This window comes from Bradyrhizobium sp., from assembly GCF_004799405.1.
Taxonomy (GTDB): Bacteria; Pseudomonadota; Alphaproteobacteria; order Rhizobiales; family Xanthobacteraceae; genus Bradyrhizobium.
In genome coordinates this window covers 20,466-46,590 of the sequence record NZ_SSMW01000128.1, presented here as the reverse complement: position 1 = coordinate 46,590, position 26,125 = coordinate 20,466, and the positions used below count along the sequence as shown (strand labels likewise).

Annotated in this window: 25 protein-coding genes; 14 read left to right on the top strand and 11 right to left on the bottom strand. The window is 63.1% G+C overall.

The window, feature by feature from the left end; all coding sequences use genetic code 11:
• Nucleotides 1-1,593 (top strand): TRCF domain-containing protein (locus E7813_RS19965; RefSeq protein WP_291576848.1); only part of this gene is annotated, 1,593 nt, incomplete at its 5' end.
• A gap of 121 nt (nucleotides 1,594-1,714) precedes the next feature.
• Here the strand turns inward: E7813_RS19965 and E7813_RS19960 are convergent.
• The 4 genes from E7813_RS19960 to E7813_RS19945 all read right to left on the bottom strand — a co-directional run bounded on the left by E7813_RS19960 (nucleotide 1,715) and on the right by E7813_RS19945 (nucleotide 6,736).
• Nucleotides 1,715-2,110, bottom strand: a complete 396-nt coding sequence (locus tag E7813_RS19960; protein WP_291576846.1) for a PRC-barrel domain-containing protein — start codon at nucleotides 2,108-2,110, stop codon at nucleotides 1,715-1,717.
• 75 nt (nucleotides 2,111-2,185) lie between these two features.
• Nucleotides 2,186-3,418, bottom strand: a complete 1,233-nt coding sequence (locus E7813_RS19955) for a GGDEF domain-containing protein (RefSeq protein WP_291576844.1) — start codon at nucleotides 3,416-3,418, stop codon at nucleotides 2,186-2,188.
• 89 nt (nucleotides 3,419-3,507) lie between these two features.
• Complete coding sequence (locus E7813_RS19950; protein ID WP_291576842.1) at nucleotides 3,508-4,992, bottom strand: class I adenylate-forming enzyme family protein; 1,485 nt, start codon at nucleotides 4,990-4,992, stop codon at nucleotides 3,508-3,510.
• 16 nt (nucleotides 4,993-5,008) lie between these two features.
• Nucleotides 5,009-6,736: an extracellular solute-binding protein gene (locus E7813_RS19945; RefSeq protein WP_291576858.1), complete on the bottom strand. Its 1,728-nt coding sequence runs from the start codon at nucleotides 6,734-6,736 to the stop codon at nucleotides 5,009-5,011.
• A gap of 374 nt (nucleotides 6,737-7,110) precedes the next feature.
• Between E7813_RS19945 and E7813_RS19940 the strand changes: the two genes are divergently transcribed.
• Nucleotides 7,111-7,929, top strand: coding sequence for an invasion associated locus B family protein (locus E7813_RS19940; protein ID WP_291576840.1), 819 nt, complete (start codon nucleotides 7,111-7,113; stop codon nucleotides 7,927-7,929).
• 79 nt (nucleotides 7,930-8,008) lie between these two features.
• Here the strand turns inward: E7813_RS19940 and hspQ are convergent, their stop codons facing one another.
• Nucleotides 8,009-8,341, bottom strand: a complete 333-nt coding sequence (gene hspQ, locus E7813_RS19935; protein ID WP_291576838.1) for a heat shock protein HspQ — start codon at nucleotides 8,339-8,341, stop codon at nucleotides 8,009-8,011.
• An 83-nt stretch (nucleotides 8,342-8,424) separates the two neighbouring features.
• A complete protein-coding gene (locus E7813_RS19930; RefSeq protein ID WP_291576836.1) occupies nucleotides 8,425-9,630 on the bottom strand; it encodes a UbiH/UbiF family hydroxylase in 1,206 nt (401 codons plus the stop codon).
• Nucleotides 9,631-9,762: 132 nt separating this feature from the next.
• Between E7813_RS19930 and pcsA the strand changes: the two genes are divergently transcribed.
• From pcsA to E7813_RS19915, 3 genes are all read left to right on the top strand, one after another.
• Complete coding sequence (pcsA, locus tag E7813_RS19925) at nucleotides 9,763-10,497, top strand: phosphatidylcholine synthase (protein ID WP_291576834.1); 735 nt, start codon at nucleotides 9,763-9,765, stop codon at nucleotides 10,495-10,497.
• The gene (locus E7813_RS19920; protein WP_291576832.1) at nucleotides 10,494-11,219 is read left to right on the top strand and encodes a TerC family protein; all 726 of its coding nucleotides are present in this window, start codon (nucleotides 10,494-10,496) and stop codon (nucleotides 11,217-11,219) included. Before pcsA ends, E7813_RS19920 begins: the two co-directional genes overlap by 4 nt.
• 91 nt (nucleotides 11,220-11,310) lie before the next feature.
• The gene (locus E7813_RS19915; RefSeq protein WP_291576830.1) at nucleotides 11,311-12,285 is read left to right on the top strand and encodes a quinone oxidoreductase; all 975 of its coding nucleotides are present in this window, start codon (nucleotides 11,311-11,313) and stop codon (nucleotides 12,283-12,285) included.
• A 19-nt stretch (nucleotides 12,286-12,304) separates the two neighbouring features.
• Here the strand turns inward: E7813_RS19915 and rimO are convergent, their stop codons facing one another.
• Nucleotides 12,305-13,630 (bottom strand): 30S ribosomal protein S12 methylthiotransferase RimO, encoded by a 1,326-nt coding sequence (rimO, locus tag E7813_RS19910; protein ID WP_291576827.1) that lies wholly within the window; start codon nucleotides 13,628-13,630, stop codon nucleotides 12,305-12,307.
• Between the two features lie 113 nt (nucleotides 13,631-13,743).
• On the opposite strand from rimO, the gene E7813_RS19905 reads away from it, so the two are divergent.
• The 5 genes from E7813_RS19905 (at nucleotide 13,744) to E7813_RS19885 (ending at nucleotide 19,574) form a co-directional block, all read left to right on the top strand.
• Complete coding sequence (locus tag E7813_RS19905; protein ID WP_291576825.1) at nucleotides 13,744-14,334, top strand: ANTAR domain-containing protein; 591 nt, start codon at nucleotides 13,744-13,746, stop codon at nucleotides 14,332-14,334.
• Nucleotides 14,331-15,497 carry a CmpA/NrtA family ABC transporter substrate-binding protein gene (locus tag E7813_RS19900; RefSeq protein WP_291576823.1) on the top strand — a complete coding sequence of 389 codons (1,167 nt, stop codon included), beginning with the start codon at nucleotides 14,331-14,333 and terminating at the stop codon, nucleotides 15,495-15,497. The genes E7813_RS19905 and E7813_RS19900 overlap by 4 nt, the downstream gene beginning before the upstream one ends.
• Nucleotides 15,498-15,847: 350 nt before the next feature.
• Complete coding sequence (locus tag E7813_RS19895) at nucleotides 15,848-17,632, top strand: NirA family protein (RefSeq protein WP_291576821.1); 1,785 nt, start codon at nucleotides 15,848-15,850, stop codon at nucleotides 17,630-17,632.
• Entirely contained in the window at nucleotides 17,629-19,233 is a 1,605-nt protein-coding gene (locus E7813_RS19890) for a sulfite reductase subunit alpha (RefSeq protein ID WP_291576819.1), read from the top strand. Before E7813_RS19895 ends, E7813_RS19890 begins: the two co-directional genes overlap by 4 nt.
• 188 nt (nucleotides 19,234-19,421) lie before the next feature.
• Nucleotides 19,422-19,574 (top strand): hypothetical protein, encoded by a 153-nt coding sequence (locus tag E7813_RS19885; RefSeq protein WP_291576817.1) that lies wholly within the window; start codon nucleotides 19,422-19,424, stop codon nucleotides 19,572-19,574.
• A 9-nt stretch (nucleotides 19,575-19,583) separates the two neighbouring features.
• Here E7813_RS19885 and E7813_RS19880 read toward each other — a convergent pair whose 3' ends face one another.
• The 3 genes from E7813_RS19880 to pxpB are packed head-to-tail and all read right to left on the bottom strand — an operon-like array spanning nucleotide 19,584 to nucleotide 22,166.
• Nucleotides 19,584-20,354 carry a 5-oxoprolinase subunit PxpA gene (locus E7813_RS19880; protein WP_291576815.1) on the bottom strand — a complete coding sequence of 257 codons (771 nt, stop codon included), beginning with the start codon at nucleotides 20,352-20,354 and terminating at the stop codon, nucleotides 19,584-19,586.
• Nucleotides 20,355-20,388: 34 nt separating this feature from the next.
• Nucleotides 20,389-21,438 carry a biotin-dependent carboxyltransferase family protein gene (locus E7813_RS19875; protein ID WP_291576814.1) on the bottom strand — a complete coding sequence of 350 codons (1,050 nt, stop codon included), beginning with the start codon at nucleotides 21,436-21,438 and terminating at the stop codon, nucleotides 20,389-20,391.
• Complete coding sequence (pxpB, locus tag E7813_RS19870; RefSeq protein ID WP_291576812.1) at nucleotides 21,435-22,166, bottom strand: 5-oxoprolinase subunit PxpB; 732 nt, start codon at nucleotides 22,164-22,166, stop codon at nucleotides 21,435-21,437. The genes E7813_RS19875 and pxpB overlap by 4 nt, the downstream gene beginning before the upstream one ends.
• A gap of 239 nt (nucleotides 22,167-22,405) precedes the next feature.
• On the opposite strand from pxpB, the gene E7813_RS19865 reads away from it, so the two are divergent.
• On the top strand, nucleotides 22,406-23,104 hold the full coding sequence (locus E7813_RS19865; RefSeq protein WP_291576810.1) for a ribonuclease activity regulator RraA: 699 nt from the start codon (nucleotides 22,406-22,408) through the stop codon (nucleotides 23,102-23,104).
• Between the two features lie 36 nt (nucleotides 23,105-23,140).
• Nucleotides 23,141-23,548 (top strand): cupin domain-containing protein, encoded by a 408-nt coding sequence (locus E7813_RS19860; RefSeq protein ID WP_291576808.1) that lies wholly within the window; start codon nucleotides 23,141-23,143, stop codon nucleotides 23,546-23,548.
• A 73-nt stretch (nucleotides 23,549-23,621) separates the two neighbouring features.
• Here E7813_RS19860 and E7813_RS19855 read toward each other — a convergent pair whose 3' ends face one another.
• Complete coding sequence (locus E7813_RS19855; RefSeq protein WP_291576807.1) at nucleotides 23,622-23,981, bottom strand: hypothetical protein; 360 nt, start codon at nucleotides 23,979-23,981, stop codon at nucleotides 23,622-23,624.
• Between the two features lie 221 nt (nucleotides 23,982-24,202).
• Here E7813_RS19855 and E7813_RS19850 point away from each other — a divergent pair, with 221 nt between their 5' ends.
• Together E7813_RS19850 and E7813_RS19845 are read left to right on the top strand one after the other, a co-directional pair.
• Entirely contained in the window at nucleotides 24,203-24,856 is a 654-nt protein-coding gene (locus tag E7813_RS19850) for a tetratricopeptide repeat protein (RefSeq protein WP_291576805.1), read from the top strand.
• Nucleotides 24,857-24,874: 18 nt separating this feature from the next.
• The gene (locus tag E7813_RS19845; protein ID WP_291576803.1) at nucleotides 24,875-26,125 is read left to right on the top strand and encodes an efflux RND transporter periplasmic adaptor subunit; all 1,251 of its coding nucleotides are present in this window, start codon (nucleotides 24,875-24,877) and stop codon (nucleotides 26,123-26,125) included.

Sequence of the window (26,125 nt, the reverse complement as noted above, 5' to 3'; positions counted from 1 at the left end):
CCGATGGACCGGCTGATCTGCGGCGACGTCGGCTTCGGCAAGACCGAGGTGGCGCTGCGCGCGGCGTTTGCCGTGGCGCTCGACGGCAAGCAGGTTGCCGTCGTGGTGCCGACCACGCTGTTGGCGCGGCAGCACACCCGGACGTTTGCCGAACGATTCCGCGGCTTTCCCGTCAATATCGCGCAGGCCTCGCGCCTGATCGCGCCAAAGGAACTGACGCAGGTCAAGAAAAACATCGCGGACGGATCGGTCGATATCGTGGTCGGCACCCATGCGTTGCTGGGCAAGTCGATCAAGTTCAGGGATCTCGGCCTTCTCATCGTCGACGAGGAGCAGCATTTCGGCGTCAGCCATAAAGAGCGCCTGAAGCAGTTGCGCGCCGAGGTCCATGTGCTGACGCTGAGCGCCACGCCGATCCCACGCACGCTGCAGCTGGCGCTGACGGGGGTGCGCGATCTCTCCATTATCGCTTCGCCGCCGGTCGACCGCCTCGCGGTACGCACTTTCGTCGCGCCGCACGATCCCCTGATGATCCGCGAGGCGCTGCTGCGCGAACGCTATCGCGGCGGACAGGCGTTTTACGTGGTGCCGCGCATCGAAGACCTCGCCGGCGTCAAGGATTGTCTCGACAAGAACGTGCCGGAGATGAAAGTCGCGGTCGCGCACGGGCAGATGCCGCCGACCGTGATCGAAGACATCATGTCGGCCTTCTACGACGGCAAGTACGATATCCTGCTCTCGACCACCATCATCGAGTCCGGCCTCGATATCCCGACCGCCAATACGCTGATCGTGCACCGCGCCGACATGTTCGGACTGGCGCAGCTCTACCAGCTGCGCGGGCGGGTAGGGCGCTCGAAACTGCGCGCCTATTCGCTGTTCACGCTGCCGGCGCAACTGAAGATCACCGCACAGGCGGAGCGGCGGCTGAAAGTGCTGCAATCGCTGGAAACGCTCGGCGCCGGATTTCAACTGGCCTCGCACGACCTCGATATCCGCGGCGCCGGCAATCTCCTGGGCGAGGAGCAATCCGGGCACATCAAGGAAGTCGGCTTCGAGCTGTATCAATCGATGCTGGAAGAGGCGATCCTCAACCTCAAGGCCGGCGTGGTCGAGCCCGCGGCGGATCGCTGGTCGCCGCAGATCACCGTCGGCATGCCCGTTCTGATCCCGGAAGACTTCGTCGCCGACCTTGCGGTGCGGCTGTCGCTGTACCGGCGGCTCGCCGATCTCGACACCGACGACGAGATCGACAATTTCGCCGCCGAGTTGCGCGATCGCTTCGGCGTGTTGCCGGACGAGGTGCGCTATCTCTTCAAGATCGCGGCGATCAAGGGCTATTGCCGCCGCGCCAATGTCGAGAAGGTCGATGCCGGCCCCAAGGGCGTCGTGATCACGTTCCGCGACAACAGGTTCGCGCAGCCCGATCGCCTGGTTTATTTCATCCGTCAGCACGGCCAGGCCGCCAAGGTGCGGCCGGACATGAAGGTGGTGTTTTTCCAGGAGTGGGAAACGGCGGAAGAGCGCCTGATGGGGACGACGGAAATCTTGCGGCAACTCGCGAATCTTGCCGAAGATCGCAAGGCGGCATAGCCCCATCCGGGTCATCCTGAGGTGCAAGAGCGCCCACCTCAAGATGACGGTCGAACAGGCTGCAAGGCGCAAGAAGACCGCCGGCCTCACGGCCGACGGTCGTTCCGATCGAATTCGATACTTACTTCGGGTACTTGAATTCCGGCGCCGCCTTCAGCGCATCCTTGGTGGTGTTCATCGAGGCCAGCCACTTGTCGTTCTTGCTGTCAAAGCGGACGTTGACCGAGGAAGGCGACACCGCGACATAGTGTTCGCCCATGCCGAGGAAGCCGCCGACCGACAGAATCAGCGCGTCGACCTGATGATTCTTGACGGCGAGGTCGGTAATCTCGCCGATCGACTCATCCTTCTGGTTATAGACGTTCAGACCCTTCAGTTTCGAAGAGAACATCTCATCCTTCGATACCGTCGAGAACTTGGCTTCGGCCGGCGCGCTGCCGGTGGTCTTGTTGTCTTGCGCCAGAGCCGGACTTGCCAGCATGGCCAGGGAAGCAGCGATCAACACGATTTTCTTCATAGTCTCCTCCAGTGCAGAATTGATGCTCTACAATGCGAGGACAGGACAATCGTTCCGCGATCCGATCAGCAAAAATCAGGAGGCCGCGCGGCGGGATTCTTCGTAAAGCCGTGCCAGCAGCGATTTCGCAGAATCTGACGGCAGCATGGTGGCCAGCGTCACCACCGGTTCCGACCGCGCGTCGCGGTTGCCGTAACTGGTGTGCCGCATCACGCTGGCAAGCCGCCGCGCGATCATATGGGCGGTGCGCAAGTCGGTTTCGGAAAACGCCACGATAACCGATCCGTCGTCCTGGACGGCGCCGAAATCCATTTGCCGCATCAGGCGGCTGATGATCCGGGCACCGTCAAGCTGCGCGCGTTCGCGGGCCGGATCGAAGGCGAAGCGCGCCACCGACAACCCGCCGCCGCGCGACAGCGTTTGATAGACGGATGTAGCGAAGTCGCGGTTGAATGCCGCTGAGGTCAGCAGCCCGGTTCTGGAATCGAGCAGGCCGCCGGCATCGATCGCCCGCAGAGTCCGCCCGAGATGCACCTCGAAGACATGCTGGCGGATCAACGGCAGCGCGTTGGCGGCAATACGCTCGGGCTCACCCGATATGATTTCGAGATTGGGCAGGTCGTAGGCCGGCGTCAGTCTCTCCGACGTCACCACCACCGGCAGGTTGCGGAAGCGCGCGTCTTCCGACAGCACGGTGAGGAAGGCGTCCACCACCCGCGCGCTAAAGCCTTCACCCAGCACGATGCCATCGATTTCAAGCAGATTGAGGTGCTTGGCCGCTGCTTCGATGCTCAGCGCGCCGACCACGCCCATCCGCTCGCCGAGCGACACCGAAAGCGCAGGGTAAGCCGAGCCACGCCCGATCAGCAGCACGGTGGCGTCGCGGACGGGATCGGTGTCCGGCAGAGTTGTGTGCGTGTCGGGATCACCGTCGAGCCGGCGCATCACGGTGGCGTGCAAAGCCCGGACCCGGAGAGCGGCGCGCAGCCGGGCTGCCAGGCGATCGGAATGGCCCTTGGTTTGCGAAAAGGGAAGGACGTTCGGCGGCAGCGACGTCTTGGGATCGATCGCGATCAGCGGCAGATAGGGTTGCCGGGCGCCGATCTGCTTTGCCAGGACCTCAAGACGGCGCTCGTCGCTCTCGGACATCGCGAGCAGCACCGCGGCCGGCCGCAATTGCTCGATGGCGTGTGCTGCGTCGGCCCAGGCGGCATCGATCACCGGGAACATTTTAGCTTCATCAAGCGCGTTCACGAATGACGGCCGCTCGGCAGTCGATACGACAATGATCGGGCCTTGCTGGGACATCCTGAAAACTCGGAGTATCGCGATCGATGGAGCGCGCGATGCTAGTTCGCCGGCCTTAATGCCGCGTCAACGAAGTCCTCAGACTTCGGCTAGCCCGGCTTGGGCTGGTCGCGAAATGCCTCCACCATCAGCGGGTTAAGCCCGAGTTCCCCAAGCGCCTCGCGGGCGCGGGTATTGTCCGGACCGCGTCCGGCCAGGCGATACCCGCTCAAGCGATCCGGCAACGCTGTCAGCAGTGCGCCCTGTCCGAGCCGCTTGGCCCATTGCTGCAAATCCTGCGACAGAAACCGGTAGCCGCCGACGGCCATGATGCCCGATGGGGGTGCGGTAATGCAGACTACGCCGGTCGCCCGATCAAGCCGCGCGGCATAACCGGTATCGACGTGATCGCGTTGCGACTGCGCGACCAGGGAATCACCCGCCGGAGGATCAGAGGCGTAAGCCGTCGCCGCAACCATGGGCCCCCGCAGCGCCAGCGTGCCCCTCGGCGTCAGCAGGACTTCGCCCGCAATCGGCGAATCCGCGACGTCGCGTGGCGCGCCATGCGGTCCCGGCAGGATCGGCGCCGGCATCCCATCGGTGCTGCGGCGGGCGCCGAACAGCCCGGCTTCACCGAACAGGTAGACATCGGTCAACGTTGCCTGCGGGTTGCTCCAGCGGACGCTCGATGCAACCTGCTCCGGCGCGCGCCAAAGGCCGAGCACATGGCGCAATCCGGGCATATCGGTCTCGGCCAACCGCAACGCCAGCTGCGCCGGCGCGATCAGCGTATCGCAGCGATCGGCATTGATCTGTTGCACCAGCACCGCGTCGTCGAACGGGTGATGCAGCGCCAGCGTTCCGCCCGACAGCAGCCAGACCAGCAGCGATGAAGTCAGGCCTGCGAACGACGACGGCGCAAATGCCGACATCATGGTCGCGCCCTGCGGCACGCCGCTTTCGAGGAAAACTGCAAGACCCCCGGCAATCAGATTGAGATGGGTGCGCGGCACCGCACGAAAACCATCCACCGTCACGTCGAAGGAGATGATCGCCGCCTTGCGGCCATCCTGCGCGACGGCGCGGGTGGTTGCGGACCGTTCCGACATCGCGAGGTCGAGCGACGCCATGCCTTCGGGCAGCTCATTGCCGAAGCCACAGACATGACGAATCGAAAATGCTTCGACGGCGGCGTGCATGGCAAGATCGGCGTGATTGACGCCGTCGATCCTGCTGGCGGTGACGATCGCGCGAGCCCCGGTGCGATTGAGCGCGACCGTCAGTTCCGCTTGCCGCCAGAGCTGCGGCAGCAAGGCGACAACCAGCCCGGCGCGTTGCGCGGCGAGCACGGTGAGCATGAATTCGACGGTGTTCGGCAGTTGAACCGCGATCACGGAATTGCTCGGCAAGCCCGCTTCGATGAAATGCGCCGACAGCGCAGAAATGGCCCGGTCGGCCTCGGCAAAGGTCAGGCGTTTGGCGGGCCGACCCGTGATACGTTGCTTGTTGACGGGATCAAGCAACGCCAGCGCGCCCGGCTGCCGGGTCAGAACGCGGCGAAACAGTCCGTCGAGCGTCGGCGATGTGGCGGTCACGAGATCACTTTACTAGTCACTTCGGTTGCGGCCTTTGCCACCAGGTTTCCGGGAGGTATCCGGACAAGGCGGTGACGGAAGGCCGTTCTATCCGATTCCAGCGCGCGATCCATTGCTCCTGAATGTTAAGAACCGGAATAACGTAGAAGCCTGCGATCAAGGTCCGGTCCAGCGCCCGCACGGCGGAGACGAAATCCGGATGCTCGCGCGCCTCCAGCATGGCTGCGATCATGGCGTCGATGGCGGGATCCCTGGCGCCCATGTAGTTTCGCGTGCCCGGATTGTCCGCAGCCGCACTTCCCCAGTAGAACGCTTGCTCGTTGCCCGGCGACAGCGACTGATCCCAGCGATTCCAGATCATGTCGAAATCGAAACCGAGCCGGCGTTGTTCGAACTGGACGGCGTCGACTGCGCGTACCGAGGCGTCAATGCCGGCGCGCTTCAAGTCACGCGTGAACGCCAGCGCGATCCGTTCCTGGTCGCGCGACGTTACCAGGATTTCGAAGGTGAGGGGCATTTTGGTCGAGCGCTGCCGCAACACCGTGCCGTCGAGTTCGTAGCCGGCCTGTGACAGCAGATTCAGCGCGCTGCGGAGCGTCGTGCGATCGCGGCCCGAGCCGTCGCTGACGGGGAGGCGATAGCTGCCGTCGAGAATGTCGGCAGGCATATGCGATGCGAACGGTTTCAGCAGTTCGCGCTCACGCTGGTCCGGCGCGCGGCCATAGGCCGATAATTCGGACCCCGCAAAGAAACCTGCCGAATGCGCGTAGAGACCGAAGAAATAATTTCGATTGATCCACTCGAAATCGTACAATTGCAGCAACGCCTGGCGCACACGGATATCGGAAAACACCGGACGCCTGGTGTTGAACACCAGGAATTCCGAGGGCTGCGGCATTCCGGTCTTGATGGTGTCGCGGATCACCCCGCCGTTGCGGGCGGCGGGAAAATCGTAGCCGTCGTGCCAGCGCAGCGGTTCGGTCTCGACGCGGAAGTCATAGAGGCCGCGTTTGAAGGCCTCGAATTCACCGTTGGCCTCGCGGTAGTAATCGAGCCGGATCTCGTCGAAATTCCATACCCCCCGATTGACCGGCAGATCGCGGCCCCAATAATCGGGATTGCGGGTCAGCGTGACGCTGGCGCCGGGCCTCACCTCGCCGATGCGGTAGGGGCCGGAGCCGATCAGCGGCGTCATCGAGGTTTCTTCGAATGTCGCGGCGTCGACGGCATGCCTGGGCAATATCGGCATCAGGCCTAAGATCAGCGGCAGCTCGCGATCGACGGCGCCGCCGAAATCGAACCGCACCGTGAGCGGATCGGGTGCCTCGGCCTTTTTGACCTTGGAATAATAATAGCGGTGGTTGGGACGGCCCTTGTCGCGCAGCAAGGCCCAGGAAAACAGCACGTCGTCGGCGAGCACGGGTTGGGCGTCCGAGAAACGCGCCAGCGGATTGAGGTGGAAAGTGACGTAGCTCCTGGCGTCGTCGGTCTCCACGCTCTTTGCCAACAGACCATAAAGCGTAAAAGCTTCGTCATTGCCCCGCGCCATCAGACTCTCGATCACGAGGCCTCGCATCTGCTGCACGGCGACGATTTGCTGGACGGGGAGGCCCCGCACGATCATCGGGTTAAGGCTGTCGAAGGTCCCATCGACGCCAAGCACCAGCCGGCCGCCTTTCGGCGCTTCGGGATTGGCATAGGGCATATGGGTAAAACCGGCCGGCAGCGCCGGGGCGCCGTGCATGGCGATGGCGTAACTCTCGCCAGCTACGGCAGGGCGGACCTCGGTTGCCAGCCAGAGGCCCAGGCCGACGAGCACACAGGCAACGGTTCGAACGCATGGGCACTTCGAAAGTAGCAAATGTGCGCGTCGATTTGATTCGATATTGTCCACCGGCGCGTTTTATCATAGCGGGTGCAGCCGGTCCCCGGCGCGAGGCAAAGACGCCTGTCGGCATTGATCTTTTCGCCCGCCGCTGTATGAAGGCGGGCAATTGACCAAGACGGCACGGCCTGTCACGTATCCGCCTCAATTGGCAACGAGACAACCGGCCAAACGGGCAAGTGTCGGTGGCTGCAGCGGTTTCGGGCGCTTCCGTTCAGAAAGGGTTTTCCGCAATGAATTTCCGTATCTTGGCCGCGCCGGTATGGCCGCGTGGGCGGGTTTTCGCTCTGTTGGCAGCGACGGCGTTGACAGCAGCATTGCTCGCTCCCGCCGCGCAAGCTCAAGCACCGGCCCCGGCTCCGGCTGCGCCGAAGGCCAAGAAGGCCGCACCGAAAGCCGCGCCTGCGGCACCCGCACCGGCCGCCCAGGCGGCTCCGCCTGCGGCGGCTGGCGCTCCCCCTCCAGCCGCGGCTCCAGGCGCTCAGCCGGCCGACCAGCAGGTGCAGTTGATCTATGCGCCCTGGACCAAATTCTGTCTGAAGGGCCAGGAAGCCAACGCCAAGCAGGTTTGCTTCACCGGCAAGGATGGGCGCATCGAGTCCGGCCAGCCCGTGATCGCGGCCGTGATCATCGAACCCGAAGGCGAGCCGAAAAAAATCCTGCGTGTCACGCTGCCGCTGGGCATGCAGCTGATTCACGGCACCCGCGTCATCGTCGATAGCAATCCTCCGGCGCAGGCGCCCTACGTGATCTGTTTTGCCAATGGCTGCATGTCGGACTATGAAGTGACGCCGGAGCTGCTCGCAAACCTGAAGAAGGGCCAGAACCTGGTGGTTCAGGCGATCAACTCCAACGGCGCGCCGCTCACCTTGCCGCTGCCGCTCGGTGAATTCGCCAAGGCCTATGACGGTCCGCCGACCGACCCCAAGGAGTTCGAAGCGCAGCAGAAGAAGCTGCAGGAAGAGCTGCAGAAGCGCGCGGACGAAGCGCGCAAGAAACTTGAGGCCACCGCGCCCCCAGGCGGCGCTCCGGCCAATCCGGCCGCGAAGTAAGGCGGCTCTCCCGCTCAAGGAAAAAGGCGCCCGCACCGGGCGCCTTTTTTGCTGCGCAGGTCTGTCGACGTTGGGCCGGTTAATTCAGCGATGGGTTGCGCGGGCGATAGCTGCCGGACTTGTCCTTGATGAAAATCTCCGCCACTTGCGAATGCCGGATCGGCTCGCCGGATTCGTCGGGCAGCAGGTTCTGCTCGGAAACGTAGGCAACGTATTCCGACTCCGAATTTTCGGCGAGCAGATGGTAGAACGGCTGATCTTTGTGAGGCCGGACCTCCTCGGGGATCGACAACCACCATTCCTCGGTATTGTTGAATTCCGGATCGATATCGAAGATCACGCCCCGGAACGAAAACACCCGGTGGCGGACGATCTGGCCGATCTGGAATTTGGCGGTCCGCGTTTTTATCATGTCTCGTCGAATAGACCATGATTGTGGCCGATGCTAGGGGCAAAACCCACGAATTAACCTTTGCCGCAACGGCAAGGTTTCCGTCAGAACCAGCCAGCCCGCCGTGTCGGCCGCCACGAAGGCGCCAGTCCTTCGCGCATGGCGATACGCCGCAGCGGCCCAAATGAGCCGATCAGATGCAGACCGGCCGCGCGCAGCGACTGCATCGGCAAAAAGTCGCTCAGCAATGAACGGTTCGCCATGTCGATGGCGAACATCCTGCTGCGGACATCGGCGCGCCGCGCCCGTCCGTAACGTTGCAGCACGTGCGGCGCGCCGGGGTCTTCGCCCGAGACCATCGCATCCCGCACGACATCGGCGATATCGGCCGCATCGCGCAGCCCCATGTTCAGGCCCTGCGCACCGATCGGCGGCAACACATGGGCAGCTTCGCCAACCAGTGCGATGCGATGCTGCGCGAATTGTCCGGGCTGCTCGATGCCGAGCGGAAATAGATGTCTTCCAGGCTCGACCTTGACGCGGCCGAGAATGGAATGCGACTGCCGTTCGGTGGCTTCGGACAATTCATCGTCGGTCAGCGCTATCAGCCGCTCGGCCTCCTTCGGTGCCGCAACCCACACCACGCTGCAGCGATCGCCTGGCAGCGGCACGAACACGCAGGGACCTTGCGGCGTATGAAACTCGGTGGAGATATTTCGATGCGGCCGCGCATGGCCAATGTTGAAGGTCAGGGCGGCCTGATTGAGTTCGCGGCGCGTGACGGCGATACCGGCGGCCTCGCGGCAGCGCGATTGCCGCCCGTCGGCGCCGATCACAAGGCGCGCGGACAGCGATTTGCCGTCGCCGGTACGAATGGCGACATCGGCGTCGCCAGGGCTGATCGTGTCGGCCTCGGCATCGAAACGCGTCAAGCTGGAAAGTTCGCTGGCGCGCTGCTCCAGCGCAGTCATCAGCGCGCGGTTATCGATGTTGTAACCGAAAACCTCCAGGCCGATTTCGGCTGCTGAAAACCGCACCTCCGGCGCACGGATCAGCCGGCCGGTATCGTCGACCATGCGCATCGTCTGCAATGCCGCCGCCTTGTCTTCGCAGCGGGACCAGACGCCGAGTGCTCGCAGAAAATCGATGGAACCGCCGAGCAGGGCGGTGGTGCGATTGTCGGCATAGGGCGCGCGGCTGGCAATCAAGGCCGTGGTCGCGCCGGTTTCCGCCAGCGCAATCGCGGCGGCAAGTCCGGCGGGCCCACCGCCGACTATGGCGACGTCGTATGCGTCAGATGCCTCGTTCATGTCGGCACAATGACGGTCCCGGCGGCATTTTCAAGCCCGCATCGCGGTCAATGTTTCCGTCGAAATACGTGACCGAACGCCGCAAGCGCCGATGTGCAAATCGAGACGATTCCTGATAGCACTGCCGGCCAAATGGACCAGATAAACCAGCCGGATTCGTCGTCCGCATCGCCGCGAATGCGGGCCGCGGCATTTTCCGTGCATATCTTCACGGCATTGGGCGCGGGCGTCGCCCTCCTCGCCATGCTGGAAGCCGTGCGCGAACACTGGTCGGCGATGTTCGCCTGGCTCGGCGTGGCGTTACTGATCGACGGGCTCGATGGTCCGATGGCGCGGCGGCTGGATGTCGCGCAAGTGCAGCCGAACTGGTCGGGCGAGGTGCTCGATCTCGTGGTCGATTTCGTCACTTACGTCTTCGTGCCGGCCTATGCCATCACCGCAAGCGGCCTGTTGCTGCCGCTGGCGGCGCCGCTGCTCGGCGCGGGCATCGTCGTGACGAGCGCGCTCTATTTCGCGGATCGCCGCATGAAAACCCCGGACAACCATTTCCGCGGGTTCCCGGCGCTGTGGAACGTGGCCGCGTTCTATCTGTTCCTGCTGCATCTGCCGCCGATGTTCGGGAGCCTGGGTGTCGCCATTCTCATTGGGCTGACGTTCGCCCCCTTCAACGTCCTGCATCCGATACGCGTAGTGCGCCTGCGCGGGCTGACATTGTCGTTGATCGCGATCTGGGCGGTGCTGGTGGGCATCGTGCTGGGCTACGATTTCGATGTCGGCGCACCGGTCAAAATCGGCCTTTGCGCGATCGCCGTCTATATCGTGACCAGCGATGCCGTGATCCGGCTCGCCAGATCGTTCAAGACATGATCGAATTGTGGACCAGCCCGGAAGCCTGGGCGGCGTTGTTGACCCTGACGGCGCTGGAAATCGTTCTCGGCATCGACAACGTTATTTTTCTGTCGGTCATCGTCTCGCGGATTCCGCGGCCGCAGGCCAAGCGCGCGCGGCAAATCGGGCTGGCGCTGGCGCTGGTGTTTCGTATCCTGCTGCTTACTCTGCTGGTGTGGCTGATCGGGTTGACGCAAGCCGTGTTCACCGTGAAGGGCATTGCCTTTTCCTGGCGCGATATCGTGCTGACCGGCGGCGGATTGTTCCTGATCGGCAAGGCCACCCATGAAATTCACACCGAGGTGGAGGCGCGCGATCAGGACAGCGATGCCGCGCCGCGGCCCGGCGCCTTCTTCTGGGTGATCCTCCAGATCATCGTCATCGATATGGTGTTCTCGCTGGATTCCATCATCACCGCGATCGGCATGGCGCAGGATCTCGCCATCATGATCGCGGCGGTCGTGATTGCCTGTCTCATCATGTATATATCGTCGGGTCCGGTCGCGAAGTTCGTGGCGGAACATCCGACCACCAAGATGCTGGCGCTGGCGTTTCTGGTGCTGATCGGGGTGGCGCTGGTGGCCGACGGATTCAAGTTTCATATTCCGCGCGGCTACATCTACTTTGCCATCGCATTTTCGGCGGCGATCGAGTTCTTCAACGTGCTTGCCAGGCGCAATCGCAAAAAGGCCGTCAAATAGGTTCCCGCGATCATCAAGTTGACAACACGGCTTCGATGGCTTTCGCTTGATCGCAAGGCAATGCCGGCAAACGGCTGACGGGAGATTCGCAATGACCAAGGCTGTGCGGGTGCACAAGGTAGGGGGTCCGGAGGCGCTGGTTTATGAAGCGATCGAGCTGCCCGCGCCAGGGCCCGGCGAGGTCCGGATCCGCCAGCATGCCGTCGGCCTCAACTTCATCGACGTGTATTACCGCACCGGTCTCTACAAGGCGCCGGGACTGCCGTTCATCGTCGGCAACGAAGCGGCGGGCGAGGTCGTGGCGGTCGGCCCCGGGGTGACCCATTTTCACCCCGGCGATCGCGTCGCCTATTACTTCAATCTCGGCGCCTACGCCTCGGAGCGCAACATTCCCTGGGACAAACTGGTCAAGCTGCCCGACCACATCACCTACGAGCACGGCGCGGTCCTAATGCTGAAGGGGCTGACAGTCTGGTACTTGCTGCACAAGACTTTCAAAATCGAACCGGGCCACCGGGTTTTGATTCATGCCGCCGCCGGCGGCATCGGGTTGCTCGGATGCCAATGGGCCCGGGCACTCGGCGCGCATGTGATCGGCACCGTCGGCACCAAAGCGAAGGCCGATCTTGCGCTCGCCAATGGGTGCGATCACGTCATCCTCTACAACGAGGAGGATTTCGTCGCGCGGGTGAAACAGATCAGCCGCAACGAGTTGTGCGACGTCGTCTACGATGGCGTCGGCAAAACCACGTTTCCGGGTTCACTGTCCTGCCTCAGGCCGCGCGGAATGTTCGTGAGTTTCGGCAACGCCTCGGGTCCGGTGCCGCCGTTCGCGATCGCCGAACTCAACAATCACGGCTCGTTGTTCGCGACCCGGCCGAAGCTCAACGACTACATCGGCAAGCGCTCGGAATTGCTTGAAGGCGCCGACACGCTGTTTGCGGCCGTCATCAACGGCAAGCTGCACGTGCCGATCAATCATGCCTACGCGCTGAAGGACGCCGCCAAGGCCCATATCGATCTCGAAGGGCGTGCGACGACGGGCGCCACGATCATGAGACCGTAAGTCGCGTCGTCCCGGTGACTTAAAATCCGGCGACGCTGCCGTGCAGATCGTATTGATCGGCACGCTCGATTTTCGCGGTGACGATTTCGCCTACCCGCAGCGGGCGCCGGCTTGAGAGGTAGACGGCGCCGTCGATCTCGGGTGCATCCGCTTTGGAGCGGCCCTTCGATACGGTCGGACCGACTTCGTCGATAATGACTTGCTGGCGGGTGCCGACCTTGCGCTTGAGCCGGCGCGCGGAGATCGCCTGTTGCCGCGCCATCAAGGCATTCCAGCGCTCGGTCTTGACTTCTTCGGGCACGGGATGGCCGAGCGCATTCGATGAGGCGCCGGCGACCGGCTCGTACTTGAAGCACCCGACGCGATCGATCTCGGCCTGGTCGAGCCAGTCGAGCAGATAGGCAAAATCGGCTTCGGTCTCGCCGGGAAAGCCGACGATGAAGGTCGAGCGCAGTGTAAGTTCGGGGCATTCCTCACGCCATCGCCTGATCCGTCCCAGCGTCCTGTCCTGTGCCGCCGGACGCTTCATCGCCTTGAGGATTTCCGGGCTCGCGTGCTGAAAGGGAATGTCGAGATAGGGCAGAATCTTGCCTTGCGTCATCAGGCCGATGACTTCGTCGACATGCGGGTAGGGGTAGACATACTGCAGCCGCACCCAGGCGCCGAGTTCACCGAGCTCCCTTGCAAGCTCGAAGAACTTTGCGCGGACCTCGCGGTCCTTCCATGGGCTCGCGGCATATTTCAGGTCGGCGCCGTAGGCTGAGGTGTCCTGCGAGATCACCAGCAATTCCCTGACGCCGGCCTTGACCAGCTTTTCCGCTTCGCGCAGCACGTCGTTGGCCGGGCGCGACACCAGATCGCCGCGCAGCTTCGGGATGATGCAGAAGCTGCAGCGGTTGTTGCAGCCTTCGGAAATCTTCAGGTAGGCGTAATGCCGTGGCGTCAGCTTGATGCCCTGCGGTGGCACCAGGTCGAGATGCGGATTGTGCAGCGGCGGCAGCGCGCGATGCACGGCGTCGAGCACGCTCTCATATTGTTGCGGTCCTGTGATCGAGAGCACGCCGGGATAGGCCGCCTCGATCTGCTCAGGCTCGGCGCCCATGCAGCCGGTGACGATCACCTTGCCATTCGCGGCCATGGCGTCACCGATGGCGCCGAGCGATTCCTGCTTGGCGCTGTCGAGAAAGCCGCAGGTATTGACGATGACGAGATCGGCGCCGTCGTGCTTGCGGGCGAGCTCATAGCCTTCCGCCCGCAGCCGCGTGATGATGCGCTCGGAGTCCACCAGCGCTTTGGGGCATCCCAGCGAAACAAAGCTGACTTTGGGCGCGGCCGCCTGTTGCATGTCTTGATCTGTCCGATTGATCGGCAGGAGCTAGTCCCAATTGTTCACAATTACAAGGCTTTGAGCGGGCTTGCGGCGTGCTATGGATGCTTGGCTGCGAATGCGAGTGATCGATGGTCGCCGAACCGTCTCCTAAAATCGTCATTGTCGACGAAAGCCCGATCCGCGCCGCGATCCTCGAGGAGGGGCTGCGGGAGGCGGGTTTTACCGGCGTCACCCACATCAGCGAGATGCACAACCTGCTGGCCCGGATCTACGCGCTCGACCCCGATGTCATCCTGATCGATCTTGAGAATCCCAGCCGCGACGTCCTGGAACAAATGTTCCAGGTCAGCCGCGCGGTGCGGCGGCCGGTCGCGATGTTCGTCGACCAGAGCGATGCGGCTTCGATCCAGGCTTCCGTCGATGCCGGCGTCTCTGCCTATATCGTCGACGGGCTGAAAAAGGAGCGCATCAAGCCGATCCTCGATCTCTGCGTCTCCCGCTTCAACGCCTTCGCCAAGCTGCAGGATGAACTCGATCGCACCAAGTCCGCGCTGGAAGACCGCAAGGTGATCGACCGCGCCAAGGGAATCCTGATGAAGCTGAAGGGCCTCACCGAAGACGAGGCCTACGTGCTGCTGCGTTCGACCGCGATGCGCGAGAAAAAGAAGATCGGCGAGATCGCCCAGTCGATCCTGACCGCGTCGGAGTTGCTGAAATGACCCAACCGCTTTGCATCGGTTTCATTCCGCTGGTCGATGCCGCGGCTTTGATTGTCGCGGTCGACAAGAGGTTTACCGAGGCGGAAGGCCTGGATGTCACGCTGGTGCGGGAAGTTTCGTGGTCGAACGTCCGCGACAAGCTCAATATCGGTCTGTTCGATGCCGCGCATCTGCTGGCGCCGGTCGCGATCGCCTCAAGCCTTGGGTTGGGCCACATCAGGGTACCGATCGTTGCTCCCTTCAATCTCGGCCTTAACGGCAATGCGATTACGGTCTCGCCGGCGCTGTATGCAGCGATCATGGCCGAAATCGATGGCGACCGGTTCGATCCGATGGTCACCGCGCTGGCGCTGGCGCGCGTGGTCGCGGCGCGGCGCAAGGCCGGCGCGGACCCTTTGACGTTCGGCATGACCTTTCCGTTTTCGACCCACAATTATCAATTGCGGTTCTGGATGGCCGCGGGCGGCGTCGATCCCGACGAGGACGTGCGTCTCGTGGTGCTGCCGCCGCCTTTCATGGCGGACAGCATCGCCAATGGTCACGTCGATGCGTTCTGCGTGGGGGCGCCCTGGAATTCGATCGCAGTCGACCGTGGCGCCGGCCATATCCTGCATTTCGTTTCCGATATTCTGGTGCGCGCGGCGGAGAAGGTGCTTGCGGTCAGGCAGAACTGGTCGGAGAAGAATCCGCAAGTCGTTGCGGCCTTGATCCGGGCTGCCTCGCGCGCTTCCGAATTCATCGAGCAGCCGCAAAACCGCGCCGAGGCGGCGCACATCCTGGCGCAGCCGGGACGGATCGGCGTCGACGCCGATGTCATCAAGCGCACGCTGGATGGCCGCCTGAAAATTTCGCCCGATGGCACCATGCGCGAAAGCAACCGCTATTTGCTGGTCGGCCGGGAAGAGGCGGGGCGGCCGGATCCGATGCAAGCCGCATGGCTCTATGCGCAGATGGTCCGCTGGGGTCAGGCCAGCATCAGCCCCGAGGCGATCCAGATTGCCAGGTCAGTGTTCAGGCCAGACCTTTACGACGCTGCGCTGGGGCGCGAAAGCGAGCCTGCAGGCACCTTCGGCGGCATTGGCGCTTTCGCCGGTCCGCCGTTCGATGCCGAGGATATCGCCGGGCATCTGAAGGCATTTGCGATTGGGCGCTGGAAGCCCTGACGCGGGTGCCGGTATCTTGAGCATTGGTCTCATCCGGCTAAATTTTAAGCTGCCTGCCCGAATTTCGCGACGATGGCGGCATTAGGTGCATTCGCACATTTCATCAACATATTGATTTATATATATATTTAACAGGGATCAGGATGGCACGCAACTTGTATGTTGCAGTGCGGCCAGTCGTCGTGGATGCCCGCTGGCCTTGATCCAAGATGGATTTCCGCAGCAACGAGGCTGGTCTGACCGCTCACATCAACTGAACCCGGCGCTATCGAGCCGAGGCGCGTTCGGTGCGGTCACTTTCCCTTTCGTTGATGCCACCGGTCGTGGCTGCAGGAGCTTCGTCGCACCTTATGAAAATCGAGACCCTCTCCGTAGACTTCACCGATGAGCAGAAGCGTTACCTCGAAGGCTTCACTTCGGGGCTGCAGATCGCGCGCGCCGGGCGTGGCCTCGGTGGCGCCGCCGGCAACACCGTTACCGAAACCACCGGACCTGATGCCGCGCATATCAGGGCGCAGGACAAGGTCATCGCGTCCGGCAAGAAGCTGGTCGATCAGGAAAAATTCAAGCGCGAGCAGCATCCGTTCGATGCCTATCCGAGGCTGAAGCAACAGGCGCGCGACAACGCGCCGCCGTCGCCGGCGGACAATTTTCGCTGGCGTTACTACGGCCTGTTCTATGTGGCGCCGGCGCAGGATTCCTACATGTGCCGGCTGCGGATGCCCAACGGCATCCTGAAGCACTGGCAATTGTCAGGCATGGCCGATCTCGCCGAGCGTTATTGCGGACCGTTCTGCCATGTCACCACCCGCGCCAACCTGCAGGTCCGCGAAATTCCGCCGAAGAACACCGTTGCGTTGATCGAGGGCATCCAGGACCTCGGCCTGTGCTCGCGCGGCTCCGGCGCCGACAACATCAGAAACGTTACGGGCACCCCGACCGCCGGAATCGATCCGCAGGAATTGATCGACACCCGCGAATACGCCCGGCAATGGCACTTTCATATTCTCAACGACCGCTCGCTGACGGGACTGCCGCGCAAGTTCAACGTCGCCTTCGATGGCGCCGGCAAGATCGCCGTGCTGGAAGACACCAATGACATCGCTTTTGCGGCTATCGAAGTGAAAGACGGCTTTGGCGTCGAGCCCGGCATCTGGTTTCGTTTGGGGATTGGCGGCATCACCGGCCACAAGGATTTCGCCAGGGAAACCGGTATTATCGTCAAGCCGGATGAAGCGACCGAAGTGGCCGACGCCATCGTCCGCGTGTTCATCGACCTGGGCGATCGCACCAACCGGCTCAAGGCACGCCTGAAATACGTCATCGACGGCATGGGCATGGACAAGTTCCTGGTGTTGGTCGAGGGAAAACTCGGCCGCGCCTTCACCCGCGTGCCGCCGGAAGCCTTCGCACCGCGCCCGGCCTTCGATCGCATGGCGCATATCGGCGTGCACAAGCAGAAACAGCAAGGCCTGAACTGGATCGGCGTCTCGCTGCCGCTCGGCAGGATAACCTGCGAGCAGATGCGCGGGCTGGCCAAAATCGCACGCGATCTCGGTGATGGCGAGATTCGCCTTACGGTTTGGCAGAACCTGCTGATATCGGGCGTTCCGGACAGTAATATTGCGCTGGCAACGGCAGCGATCGAAGCGATCGGCCTTGCGGTCGAGGCGTCGCACATCCGCGCCGGCTTGATCGCCTGCACCGGCAATGCCGGCTGCAAGTTCGCCGCTTCCGACACCAAGCGCCACGCCGCCGAGATCGGCGACTGGTGCGAGCCCCGGGTGCCGCTCGACACGCCGCTCAACGTCCATCTCACCGGCTGCCACCACTCCTGTGCGCAGCATTACATCAGCGATATCGGCTTGATCGCCGCCAAGGTGCCGGCCGGTGAGGGAGACGACACCGTCGAGGGCTATCATCTGTTCGCCGGCGGCGGGTTCGGCCCGGATGCCGACATCGGGCAGGAGGTCTATCACGACGTTCGGGCGGAAGACGCACCAAAGACCGTCGAGAAACTGTTGAAAGCATATTTGTCGCATCGGTCGTGTTCCGATGAGACGTTCCTGACCTTTGCACGCCGCCACGATGGCGCAGCGTTGCGCAAGCTCGCCGATGCGGAAGGCTCCACATGAACCAGATGACGCCTCCGCCGAAGCTTGAAATCATTCCGTCCAGCGCGCCGTTTTCCGAAGCGCAACGCTCCTGGCTCAACGGCTTCTTCGCCGGATTGCTGTCGACCGATGGTCCGGCGCCGCTGTCGGCGGAGCAGGGTGCGGCCGTGCTCCAGGGCCCAACCGGAGATGGCGACGACGGCGAAGCGCCATGGCACGACCAGACCATGCCGATCGCGGATCGCATGAAGCTTGCCGAAGGCCGCCCGCTGCGGCGGCGCATGATGGCCGCGATGGCGCAGCAGGACTGCGGCCAGTGCGGCTATAACTGCAACGACTATTCCGACGCGATTGCCGGCAAGTCCGAAGCGCGCCTCAATCTTTGCGTGCCCGGCGGCAAGGAAACCGCGCGGATGCTCAAGACGCTGAACGAGGAACTGGAAAAAGCGCCTGCGGCCTCCGCCGGAGCGGCGGTGGCACCCGTAGCCGCGCCGGCGGTCGCAGCCGAACTCGGGCGTTCGCGCGACAATCCGGTGCCGGCGATCTTCGTATCGCGCCGCCTGCTCAACAAGGCCGGCTCGGAAAAGGAAACCTGGCACATCGATTTCGATCTCGGCGGCTGCGGCCTCGATTACGTCGTCGGCGATTCCTTCGGCATCTTCGCCAGCAACGACCAGGGTCATGTCGATCAGATCATCGCCTTGCTCGGCGCTTCCCACACCACCGAGGTCAGAGGCAAGACCCTTCGCGACGTGCTGCGCGACGATGTTTCGCTGGCGCCGGCGCCCGATACGCTGTTCGAGTTGACCTCGTTCATAACGGGGGGCGCTCAGCGCGAGAAGGCGCGTGCGCTGGGACGGGGCGAGGATCCCGATGGCGACGCCGCAACCCTCGATGTGATGGCGGCATTGCAGAAATTCTCCGGTGTGCGGCCGCATCCCGAAGCCTTCATCGAGGCGCTGGAGCCGTTGCAGCCGAGGCTCTATTCGATCTCGTCCTCGCACAACGCCACGCCGGGCAAGCTGTCGCTCACCGTGGATTGCGTGCGCTACGTCGTCGGCAAGCGCAAGCGGCTGGGCCTCGCGTCGATCTTCCTCGCCGAGCGAGTCAACCCAGGCGACCAGGTCAAGGTCTACGTGCAGAAGGCCCATGGCTTCGCGCTGCCGCAGGATCCGGCGACGCCGATCATCATGATCGGCCCCGGCACCGGCATCGCGCCGTTCCGCGCGTTCCTGCACGACCGCCGCGCGACCGGCGCAACCGGCAGGAACTGGTTGTTCTTCGGTCATCAGCGCAGCAGCTGCGATTTCTTTTATGCCGACGAACTCAACGCCATGAAAACCTCAGGACTCCTGACCCGGATGTCGCTGGCGTGGTCGCGTGACGGCGACAAGAAATTCTACGTGCAGGACCGCATGCGCGAAGTCGGCCGCGAGTTGTGGACGTGGCTTGCCGAAGGTGCCCACGTCTACATCTGCGGCGACGCCAAGCGGATGGCAAAAGACGTCGAGCGCGCGCTGGTCGATATCGTGGCGCATTTCGGCGCACGTTCGACCGATGAGGCCGTCGCCTTTGTCGCGGAACTCAAGAAAAAGGGCAGGTTCCAGCAGGACGTCTACTGACGGAACCCGGTTCCATCTTCAATCAGCATCAAACTTGAACGAATAAAATTCTCGTTCGATTCCATCGCAGAGAATTTTCGACTGCGAACGGAGTCCGGCTTGGCATCCGCATCGCTATTTCCGCGGTCGTCTTGAATCCCGTCGCGAACAGTATTCCATTGGTCGCGATGGGGCGTTGGAGATCGACCATGCGCGAATTATCGGCGGAAGCCCGTCTGCACCTTTATGCGCGTTCCCTTTCGGGGCGAACCGGAACAGGGATTCGGGTGGCCGCGTTCTACGGCGCATTCGCCATCATTGCGGCGGTCGTGTTTGGCACGCTGTCGGTTCACCCGTTCTAGGCGACCCCGCTAACCGGCGGTCTTGAACGGTTTCACTTCAACGCCGGCATCCTTCAACGCCTGCCGGACGCCGCGCGCGATATCAACTGCACCCGGCGTGTCGCCGTGAATACAGACGGTATCGGTGCGCATCTTTATTACCTTGCCGGTCACCGACACCACCGCGCCATCCTGGACCATCCGCACCACCCGCTGCGCGATCGCGGCCGCGTCGTGCAACACCGCGCCGGGTTTGCGGCGTGACACCAGCGAGCCGCTGTCTTCATAGGCGCGGTCGGCGAACACCTCATGCACCATCGGCAACCCGGCGGCTTCGCCGGCCGGCACCAGTTTCGAATTGGCGAGCACCACAAAAATCAGGCTGCGATCGACCGCCTTGATGGCGGAGGCCAGCGCCCGCGCCGTCATGTCGTCCTCGCAGGCAACGTTCGACAGCGCGCCATGCACCTTGACGTGGGTGACCTTGTGGCCGGCCATGGTCGCGATCGCCTGCAACGCTCCGATCTGGTAGGCGACCATGTTTTCAATCTCGGATGCTTTCATTCCCAAAAAAGGGCGGCGGCCAAAGCCGTAGAGGTCGCGATAGCCAGGGTGTGCGCCGATGCTGACCCCGCGCGCCTTGGCAAGATCCACCGTCGCCCGCATGGTCTCGGAATCGCCGGCATGGAAGCCGCAGGCGATGTTGACCGAGGTGGCGAGCCCGATCATTTCGCCGTCATTGCCCATCTCCCACGCGCCAAATCCTTCGCCGAGATCGCAGTTGAGGTCGATTGTGGTCATGTTGGTGTTCCCGCTTGCGTGAGTGGATATTCAATCAGTCCCGCGCAGCCGCGGGCGACGCAGTTTGCCAGGTTCCGGCGTCGATGGCGCTGACGGCGGCACCCGCGACGTTAGCAGTCTGCAGCGCCTCGAGGTTGAGATCAAAACTTTCGATATCCCTGACGCGGTCCGGCAGGGAGCGCAACAATTCGGCCAGTTTCCGCAACTCGGCCTGCGCCTCGGCCATGCTGACCGCCTTGAAGTGAAAGCCGGTTCCCACCGGAATCTGCGCGAACCGGCCGAAATCAGCCGATATCACGGTCGCGATCTTGGGATAGCCGCCGGTGGTGCCGCGATCCGGCATCAACACGATGGGTGCGCCATTGCCGGGCACCTGGATGCTGCCGTTCACGGTGCCGTCGGAGACGATGTTGTGGCCATGCAGATGTTGGATTGCGGGCCCCTCGAGCCGATAGCCCATGCGGTCGCTGGTTGCCGATACCTTCCATTCGCTGTCCAGAAACAGCCTGACGGTGTCTTCGCTGAATTCGTCGTCCTGCGGGCCCAGCACCACGCAAATGGGTCTATTCCCGGCGGCGGGCAAATCGATCCGCCGCTCGGGGGCGCCGCTGGCCGCTTCCACCTGCAATGCGTCACCAGCCTGCAGCGGTCGCGGATAGGGACTGCCAAGACCGGCGCGCGCGTTGACGGCAAGGCTGCCGAACATCGGCTCACCCGCAATGCCGCCTTCGATTGCCAGGTAACTGAAGCAGCCGCCGCGCGCAAAGCCCAGCGTCAGGTTCTCGCCGTCCGCCAAGGTCATCGATGTATCGAATGCGACCGCGCGTCCAGAAACGTCGGCGCTGCGCAATGCTCCCGCCAGCGCGACGCGAACCGCGCCTTCGCGTGCAGTGAACGCCGCGCCGAACGGGCCGATTTCGATTCCGGCCGCGAAGGGCGCGTTTCCGACCAGGCAATTGGCTGCAGCGAGCGCGATCCGATCCATCGCGCCGCTCGGCGTCAGGCCATAACGCTGGGCGCCGTAGCGGCCGCCGTCCTGCACCGAGCTGGCGGGGCCGATCGCTGAAACCAGGAGCTTGCTCATGTGGCCATCAATTCGGCGACGATCTCGCCCGCCTCCGCGGCGCGATCCTGCTCGGCGAAGGTTTTGGCATCGACCGGATCAAACGTGACGCGGTCGCCGGGCTCCAGCAGGAAGATCGGATCGCGATGCAACTGGTAGGTTCGCACCGCAGTGCGTCCGAGCAGATGCCAGCCGCTGGGGCCGGCGAGACATTGCACGCCGGTCTGCACGCCGCCGATCGAGACGGTGCCGGCCGGCGTCAGCAGGCGAGGGTTCTGCCGCCTTGGCATCTGCAGCGAAGCCGGCAGGCCGCTGAGGTAGGACCATCCCGGGGTGAAGCCGATCATGGCGACGCGGTAATCGGCGGCGATGTGGCGCGCCACGATATCGTCGGGCGTGGTGTTGAGCGTTTTGGCGACATCTTCAAGATCGATGCCATGCTCGCCGCCATAGACCACCGGAATGCGCCAGCGCCGGGTCTTCGCGGCAGGCGGAACCGGTAATTGTGCGAGAGCGCCGAGCTTCTCGCTCAATGCGTCGAAGCCAATCTGAAGGGGATCGTAATGCACCAGCAGGGATCGATAGGTCGGCACGGTCTCCGTCACACCGGCGATCGCCTCGGTCGCCACCGCGCGATCGAGCGCCAGTACCCGCTGGTTCTCCGCATCATCGATGTGTCGACTGAATTCCACCGTGATGGCGCTGTCGCCACTCGGCAGAAGTCGGGGCGGGGAAAGGATCGCAGCCATGGCCTCACAAACTCACTGGCTTTATCCAGCCATAGCGCGTTTTTTGCGAGCGGGGAATTCGCTTCGCGCGAATAAGTCCGCGACTTCAATAAATTAAGCCGCATGTGCAGGATAAGACGCGCTGATCGTTCGCGCTGCCCAGCGGCAGTCCCCGCTCGCCAGTTTGTACCCCTTGACGCGATGGCCGCGCCCCGCAAAGTTGCGTCGCCAATCCAATCCCATCGGAAGAACCCAGCCCCATGTCCCTCACGCCCGAAGCGATCAAGACCCTTTCCCGCGTCTCCAGCGCGACCATCACCACGGTTCTGCTCAAGAAGGGGCTGCGAAATGTCTGGTTGCGAGGCTCGCGGCCGTTGCGACCGGGACAGCCGCGGCTGGTCGGGCCGGCCTTTACGCTGCGTTTCGTGCCCGCGCGCGAGGATCTGGCCACGCCGGAATCATGGTCGTCGCCGATTTCGACCCGGACTGCGATCGAGGCGATGCCGGAGGGCTGCATCGCGGTGGTCGATGCGATGGGTGTTACCGATGCCGGAATTTTCGGCGACATCCTGTGCGCCCGCATGGTCAAGCGCGGGGTGGCGGCGCTGGTGACCGACGGCGTCGTGCGCGATCTCGAGGGCGTGCTGGGCACCGGCTTGCCGGTATGGTGCGACGGCTTCGCGGCTCCGCCCTCGGTTGCCGGGCTGACATTCGTCGGTTGGGGCGAGCCGATCGGGTGCGGCGGCGTAGCGATCTTCCCGGACGACATCATCGTCGCCGACCAGGACGGCGCCGTGGTGATTCCGAAAGCGTTCCTCGACCTCATTCTGGCCGAAGGTGCCGAGCAGGAGCGGATGGAAGCCTGGATCGTCGAACAGGTGAACGGCGGCGCGGTGCTGCCCGGTCTCTATCCGATGAACGCCGAGACCAAGGCGCGCTACGCGGCTGCCAAAAAATAATCTTAGGCAATTAAGTCCGCAACAAGGAGAAACGCCATGGATATTCATCTCGCCGGGTCACGGCCGACGCGACGCGCGCCCAAGGAGAATTTCACCGGCACGGTTTGGCAGGACCCGATCATTACGCCACAGGCGCCGGCGCGCATGGTCGCAAACCGCGTGGCCTTCGAGCCCGGCGCGCGAACGGCGTGGCACTCGCATCCCTTGGGTCAGACGCTCTACGTGGTCTCGGGTGTAGGCCGGGTTCAGACCAAGGGTGGTCCGGTGCGCGAAATTCGCGCCGGCGACGTCGTCTGGATTCCGCCGGGGGAGAAGCACTGGCACGGCGGTGCGCCGACCACCGGCATGGTTCACATCGCGATGCAGGAATCGCTGGACGGGAATCACGCCACCTGGCTGGAGCATGTGACGGACACAGAATACGTGGCGAAGCCCGGAGCGTAACGATTGGCGCGGGTCCCGGATCTGTGAAGCAACGCCGAGGAGATGTTGCACCGCGTCCGGGACACGATGGCTCTTAAACCCGCTGCGCGGTCCAGGTGCCGGAGCAGGTGCCGCCGTGCCAGGTGCCCGATCCCGACGTGCTGGTGAGGTGGCCAGAACCGACGGCCCGCTTCATTCCACTGCTCAGGGTTACATTGATGATGCCGGCGTCCGCAACGTGGCCCGACGCTGTCACCATGCCGTTGTTGGAGGCGACCTGACCGTTGTTGATGCCGATCGAGACGCTCGCCCCGTTGGGGCAAGCCGTTTTAGCGGACGCGATCTGGACGTTCCACGAGCCGTCAAACGTCGCGGCCGCAGCGGGTGTGGCAATTGACGATCCGACCAGCAACAGGATGCCGGCGGCGATGACTGCTTTGCTGAAGTGTTGCATGACGTTTCCCTTTGTTCTGGCGCGATCAAGGTCTCACGTCGGCTCGTCGGCCGCTGTGATGGATGTCACACAAGGATCGTGCGCACGATTTCAGCGGCGTCATGGCAGGCAGCCGCAGAGGGTGCAGGCAGAAAGAGACGGGTCTTGGATTAAGAGAAAAAGGGCGTAACATCAGCGCAACATGCAGGCTGCGAGATTTTCCCGAAATCCTGGAGAATTTCATGAAGGATTTCATGAAGCGAGCTTTGCTGGCGACCTTTTGCGCCACCGCTCTTGTCGGTAGCTCGGCTGCCTGGGCTGCAGATCCGGTATCCGACAGGGAAATGGCCGATCGCTATTTCCAGGCGGCGCAGGCCGGAGACAGCGACGCAGAGTTCTATCTTGCCGCGCTTTATTCCGCAGGCGTTGGTCGCCAAAGATCCGATGAAGAGGCTTTCCGGTGGTTTTCCCGCGCCGCCGATCAGGGGCATTCGCATGCCATGCTGGTTCTCAGTGGCATCTATGCCATCGGGCGCGGAACGCCGAAGGACAATTTGAATGCCTACAAGTGGGCCTACATTGTCTCGGCCGGCAGCAAGGTTGAAGAGTTCCGCAACGGAAGTCGCCAGCTCATCGGCGTTCTGGAAACCAGGATGACGCCGCAGGACATCAGTCAGGCCAAGGCTGACGCCGGCCGCTGGCATGCAGTGTCAAGCGCGGCGAGCCCGCCGCCATCACCGCAGCCGGTTGCGAAAGAGGCGCCAGCGAATACGGCAGGTCCTTCCGTCGATTCGGGCAGTCCACCGGCGTCACCGAGTGGCGGCGAAAAGAAGGGCGATATGGACGCATTGATGGATAAAATGCCGTCCGAGTTGCGCAAGCGGTTGGGCTTTTGAACCGTTGAGGAAAAGCTGATGGCCTCGCGCGTGCTAGTCTGGTCCGGGTCCGCGCTAGCGGCGCTTGCGGTTGTGGTTGTAGGCTGGACCTATCTGAAACATCCTGACCTGTTTCGGCCTCCGGTCGTAACCACAGCGATTTCCATCCTCGCGCCCGTTTCAGAGGCCATCTATGGAACCGGAACGGTAGAACCCGAGCGCTGGGCAAAAGTAGTTCCGGTTCAGCGGCGCCGGCTGGTCGAACTCTGCCGATGCGAGGGACAGTCGGTCAAAACCGGCCAGATCCTCGGCCGTCAGGACGATGCCGAAGAGGTCAGCGCGCTCCACGAACTGGAAATCAACAATGAACAGCTCGAGCGTGATCTCAATCGCGCCGAAAAGGATCGTGACAAGAGCGACGCGGCCAAGACCGAATACGAGCAACGGTTTACCCGGCTCGAGGAATCCAAATCGCGAATTAGCGCACAAAAAGTGCGCATCGATGGACTGGTGCTTCGCGCGCCATTGGACGGCATGGTGCTGCGCCGCGACGGCGAGGTTGGCGAGATTGTTGGGCCGACCGATGTGCTTTTTTGGGTAGGCCCGCCGGCGCCGATGCAGGTAGTGGCCGAAATAAACGAAGAGGAAATCACCAGGATTACCGTGGGGCAGAAGGCATTCCTGCGAAGCGAGGCCTTCGCCACGCAGGCGTTGCGCGCAACCGTTTCGCAGATCACGCCAAAGGGCGATCCGACGCGGAAAACCTTTCGTGTTTACCTGAGGTTGCCCGCCGATACGCCGCTGCGGATCGGCATGACGGTCGAAGCCAACATTGTCTACCGGGAAAAGACCGCCGCCGTGGTCGTGCCTGCCGAGGCAGTTACCGGCGATACGATTCAGGTCGTAACCGGTGGAAAAGTCGAACGTGTTCCAATCACTGTCGGGATTCGCGGCAGCCGCAATGTAGAGATCATCGGAAATGTATCAAAGGACATGACGGTGCTGTCGCCGGCGCGTACCGATCTGGCTGACGGTACGCGGGTCCGCGTGGAAAATGCATCATTGAAGCAGGCGACACCGGACGCTCCCGCGGACACAACGCCCGGTCCCGGAACGCCCGGTCCCGGTGCAGCCAGGCCCGGTGCAACCTCCGATCCGAAACCCGCCGCTGTCGTCGCCAGTTCCGTCGATCCGGATGATGCCGTGATATCTTCGGCCCTGTCGGCTCACGTCGATTCCATCGTCAACGACGCACGCAGGAACGTCGGCAAATACAGCGCCGCACGGTAG

Coding starts and splice junctions, on each gene's coding strand:
- pxpB (WP_291576812.1), bottom strand. CDS start 22,166: ATGGCTGCGATCCTTTCCCCGCCCCGACTTCTGCCGAGTGGCGACAGC.
- E7813_RS19940 (WP_291576840.1), top strand. CDS start 7,111: ATGAATTTCCGTATCTTGGCCGCGCCGGTATGGCCGCGTGGGCGGGTT.
- E7813_RS19905 (WP_291576825.1), top strand. CDS start 13,744: ATGGTCGCCGAACCGTCTCCTAAAATCGTCATTGTCGACGAAAGCCCG.
- E7813_RS19850 (WP_291576805.1), top strand. CDS start 24,203: ATGAAGGATTTCATGAAGCGAGCTTTGCTGGCGACCTTTTGCGCCACC.
- E7813_RS19885 (WP_291576817.1), top strand. CDS start 19,422: ATGCGCGAATTATCGGCGGAAGCCCGTCTGCACCTTTATGCGCGTTCC.
- E7813_RS19960 (WP_291576846.1), bottom strand. CDS start 2,110: ATGAAGAAAATCGTGTTGATCGCTGCTTCCCTGGCCATGCTGGCAAGT.
- E7813_RS19945 (WP_291576858.1), bottom strand. CDS start 6,736: ATGCACGGCGCCCCGGCGCTGCCGGCCGGTTTTACCCATATGCCCTAT.
- E7813_RS19890 (WP_291576819.1), top strand. CDS start 17,629: ATGAACCAGATGACGCCTCCGCCGAAGCTTGAAATCATTCCGTCCAGC.
- E7813_RS19860 (WP_291576808.1), top strand. CDS start 23,141: ATGGATATTCATCTCGCCGGGTCACGGCCGACGCGACGCGCGCCCAAG.
- E7813_RS19855 (WP_291576807.1), bottom strand. CDS start 23,981: ATGCAACACTTCAGCAAAGCAGTCATCGCCGCCGGCATCCTGTTGCTG.
- E7813_RS19865 (WP_291576810.1), top strand. CDS start 22,406: ATGTCCCTCACGCCCGAAGCGATCAAGACCCTTTCCCGCGTCTCCAGC.
- E7813_RS19845 (WP_291576803.1), top strand. CDS start 24,875: ATGGCCTCGCGCGTGCTAGTCTGGTCCGGGTCCGCGCTAGCGGCGCTT.
- hspQ (WP_291576838.1), bottom strand. CDS start 8,341: ATGATAAAAACGCGGACCGCCAAATTCCAGATCGGCCAGATCGTCCGC.
- pcsA (WP_291576834.1), top strand. CDS start 9,763: ATGGACCAGATAAACCAGCCGGATTCGTCGTCCGCATCGCCGCGAATG.
- E7813_RS19955 (WP_291576844.1), bottom strand. CDS start 3,418: ATGTCCCAGCAAGGCCCGATCATTGTCGTATCGACTGCCGAGCGGCCG.
- E7813_RS19915 (WP_291576830.1), top strand. CDS start 11,311: ATGACCAAGGCTGTGCGGGTGCACAAGGTAGGGGGTCCGGAGGCGCTG.
- E7813_RS19920 (WP_291576832.1), top strand. CDS start 10,494: ATGATCGAATTGTGGACCAGCCCGGAAGCCTGGGCGGCGTTGTTGACC.
- rimO (WP_291576827.1), bottom strand. CDS start 13,630: ATGCAACAGGCGGCCGCGCCCAAAGTCAGCTTTGTTTCGCTGGGATGC.
- E7813_RS19875 (WP_291576814.1), bottom strand. CDS start 21,438: ATGAGCAAGCTCCTGGTTTCAGCGATCGGCCCCGCCAGCTCGGTGCAG.
- E7813_RS19900 (WP_291576823.1), top strand. CDS start 14,331: ATGACCCAACCGCTTTGCATCGGTTTCATTCCGCTGGTCGATGCCGCG.
- E7813_RS19895 (WP_291576821.1), top strand. CDS start 15,848: ATGAAAATCGAGACCCTCTCCGTAGACTTCACCGATGAGCAGAAGCGT.
- E7813_RS19930 (WP_291576836.1), bottom strand. CDS start 9,630: ATGAACGAGGCATCTGACGCATACGACGTCGCCATAGTCGGCGGTGGG.
- E7813_RS19880 (WP_291576815.1), bottom strand. CDS start 20,354: ATGACCACAATCGACCTCAACTGCGATCTCGGCGAAGGATTTGGCGCG.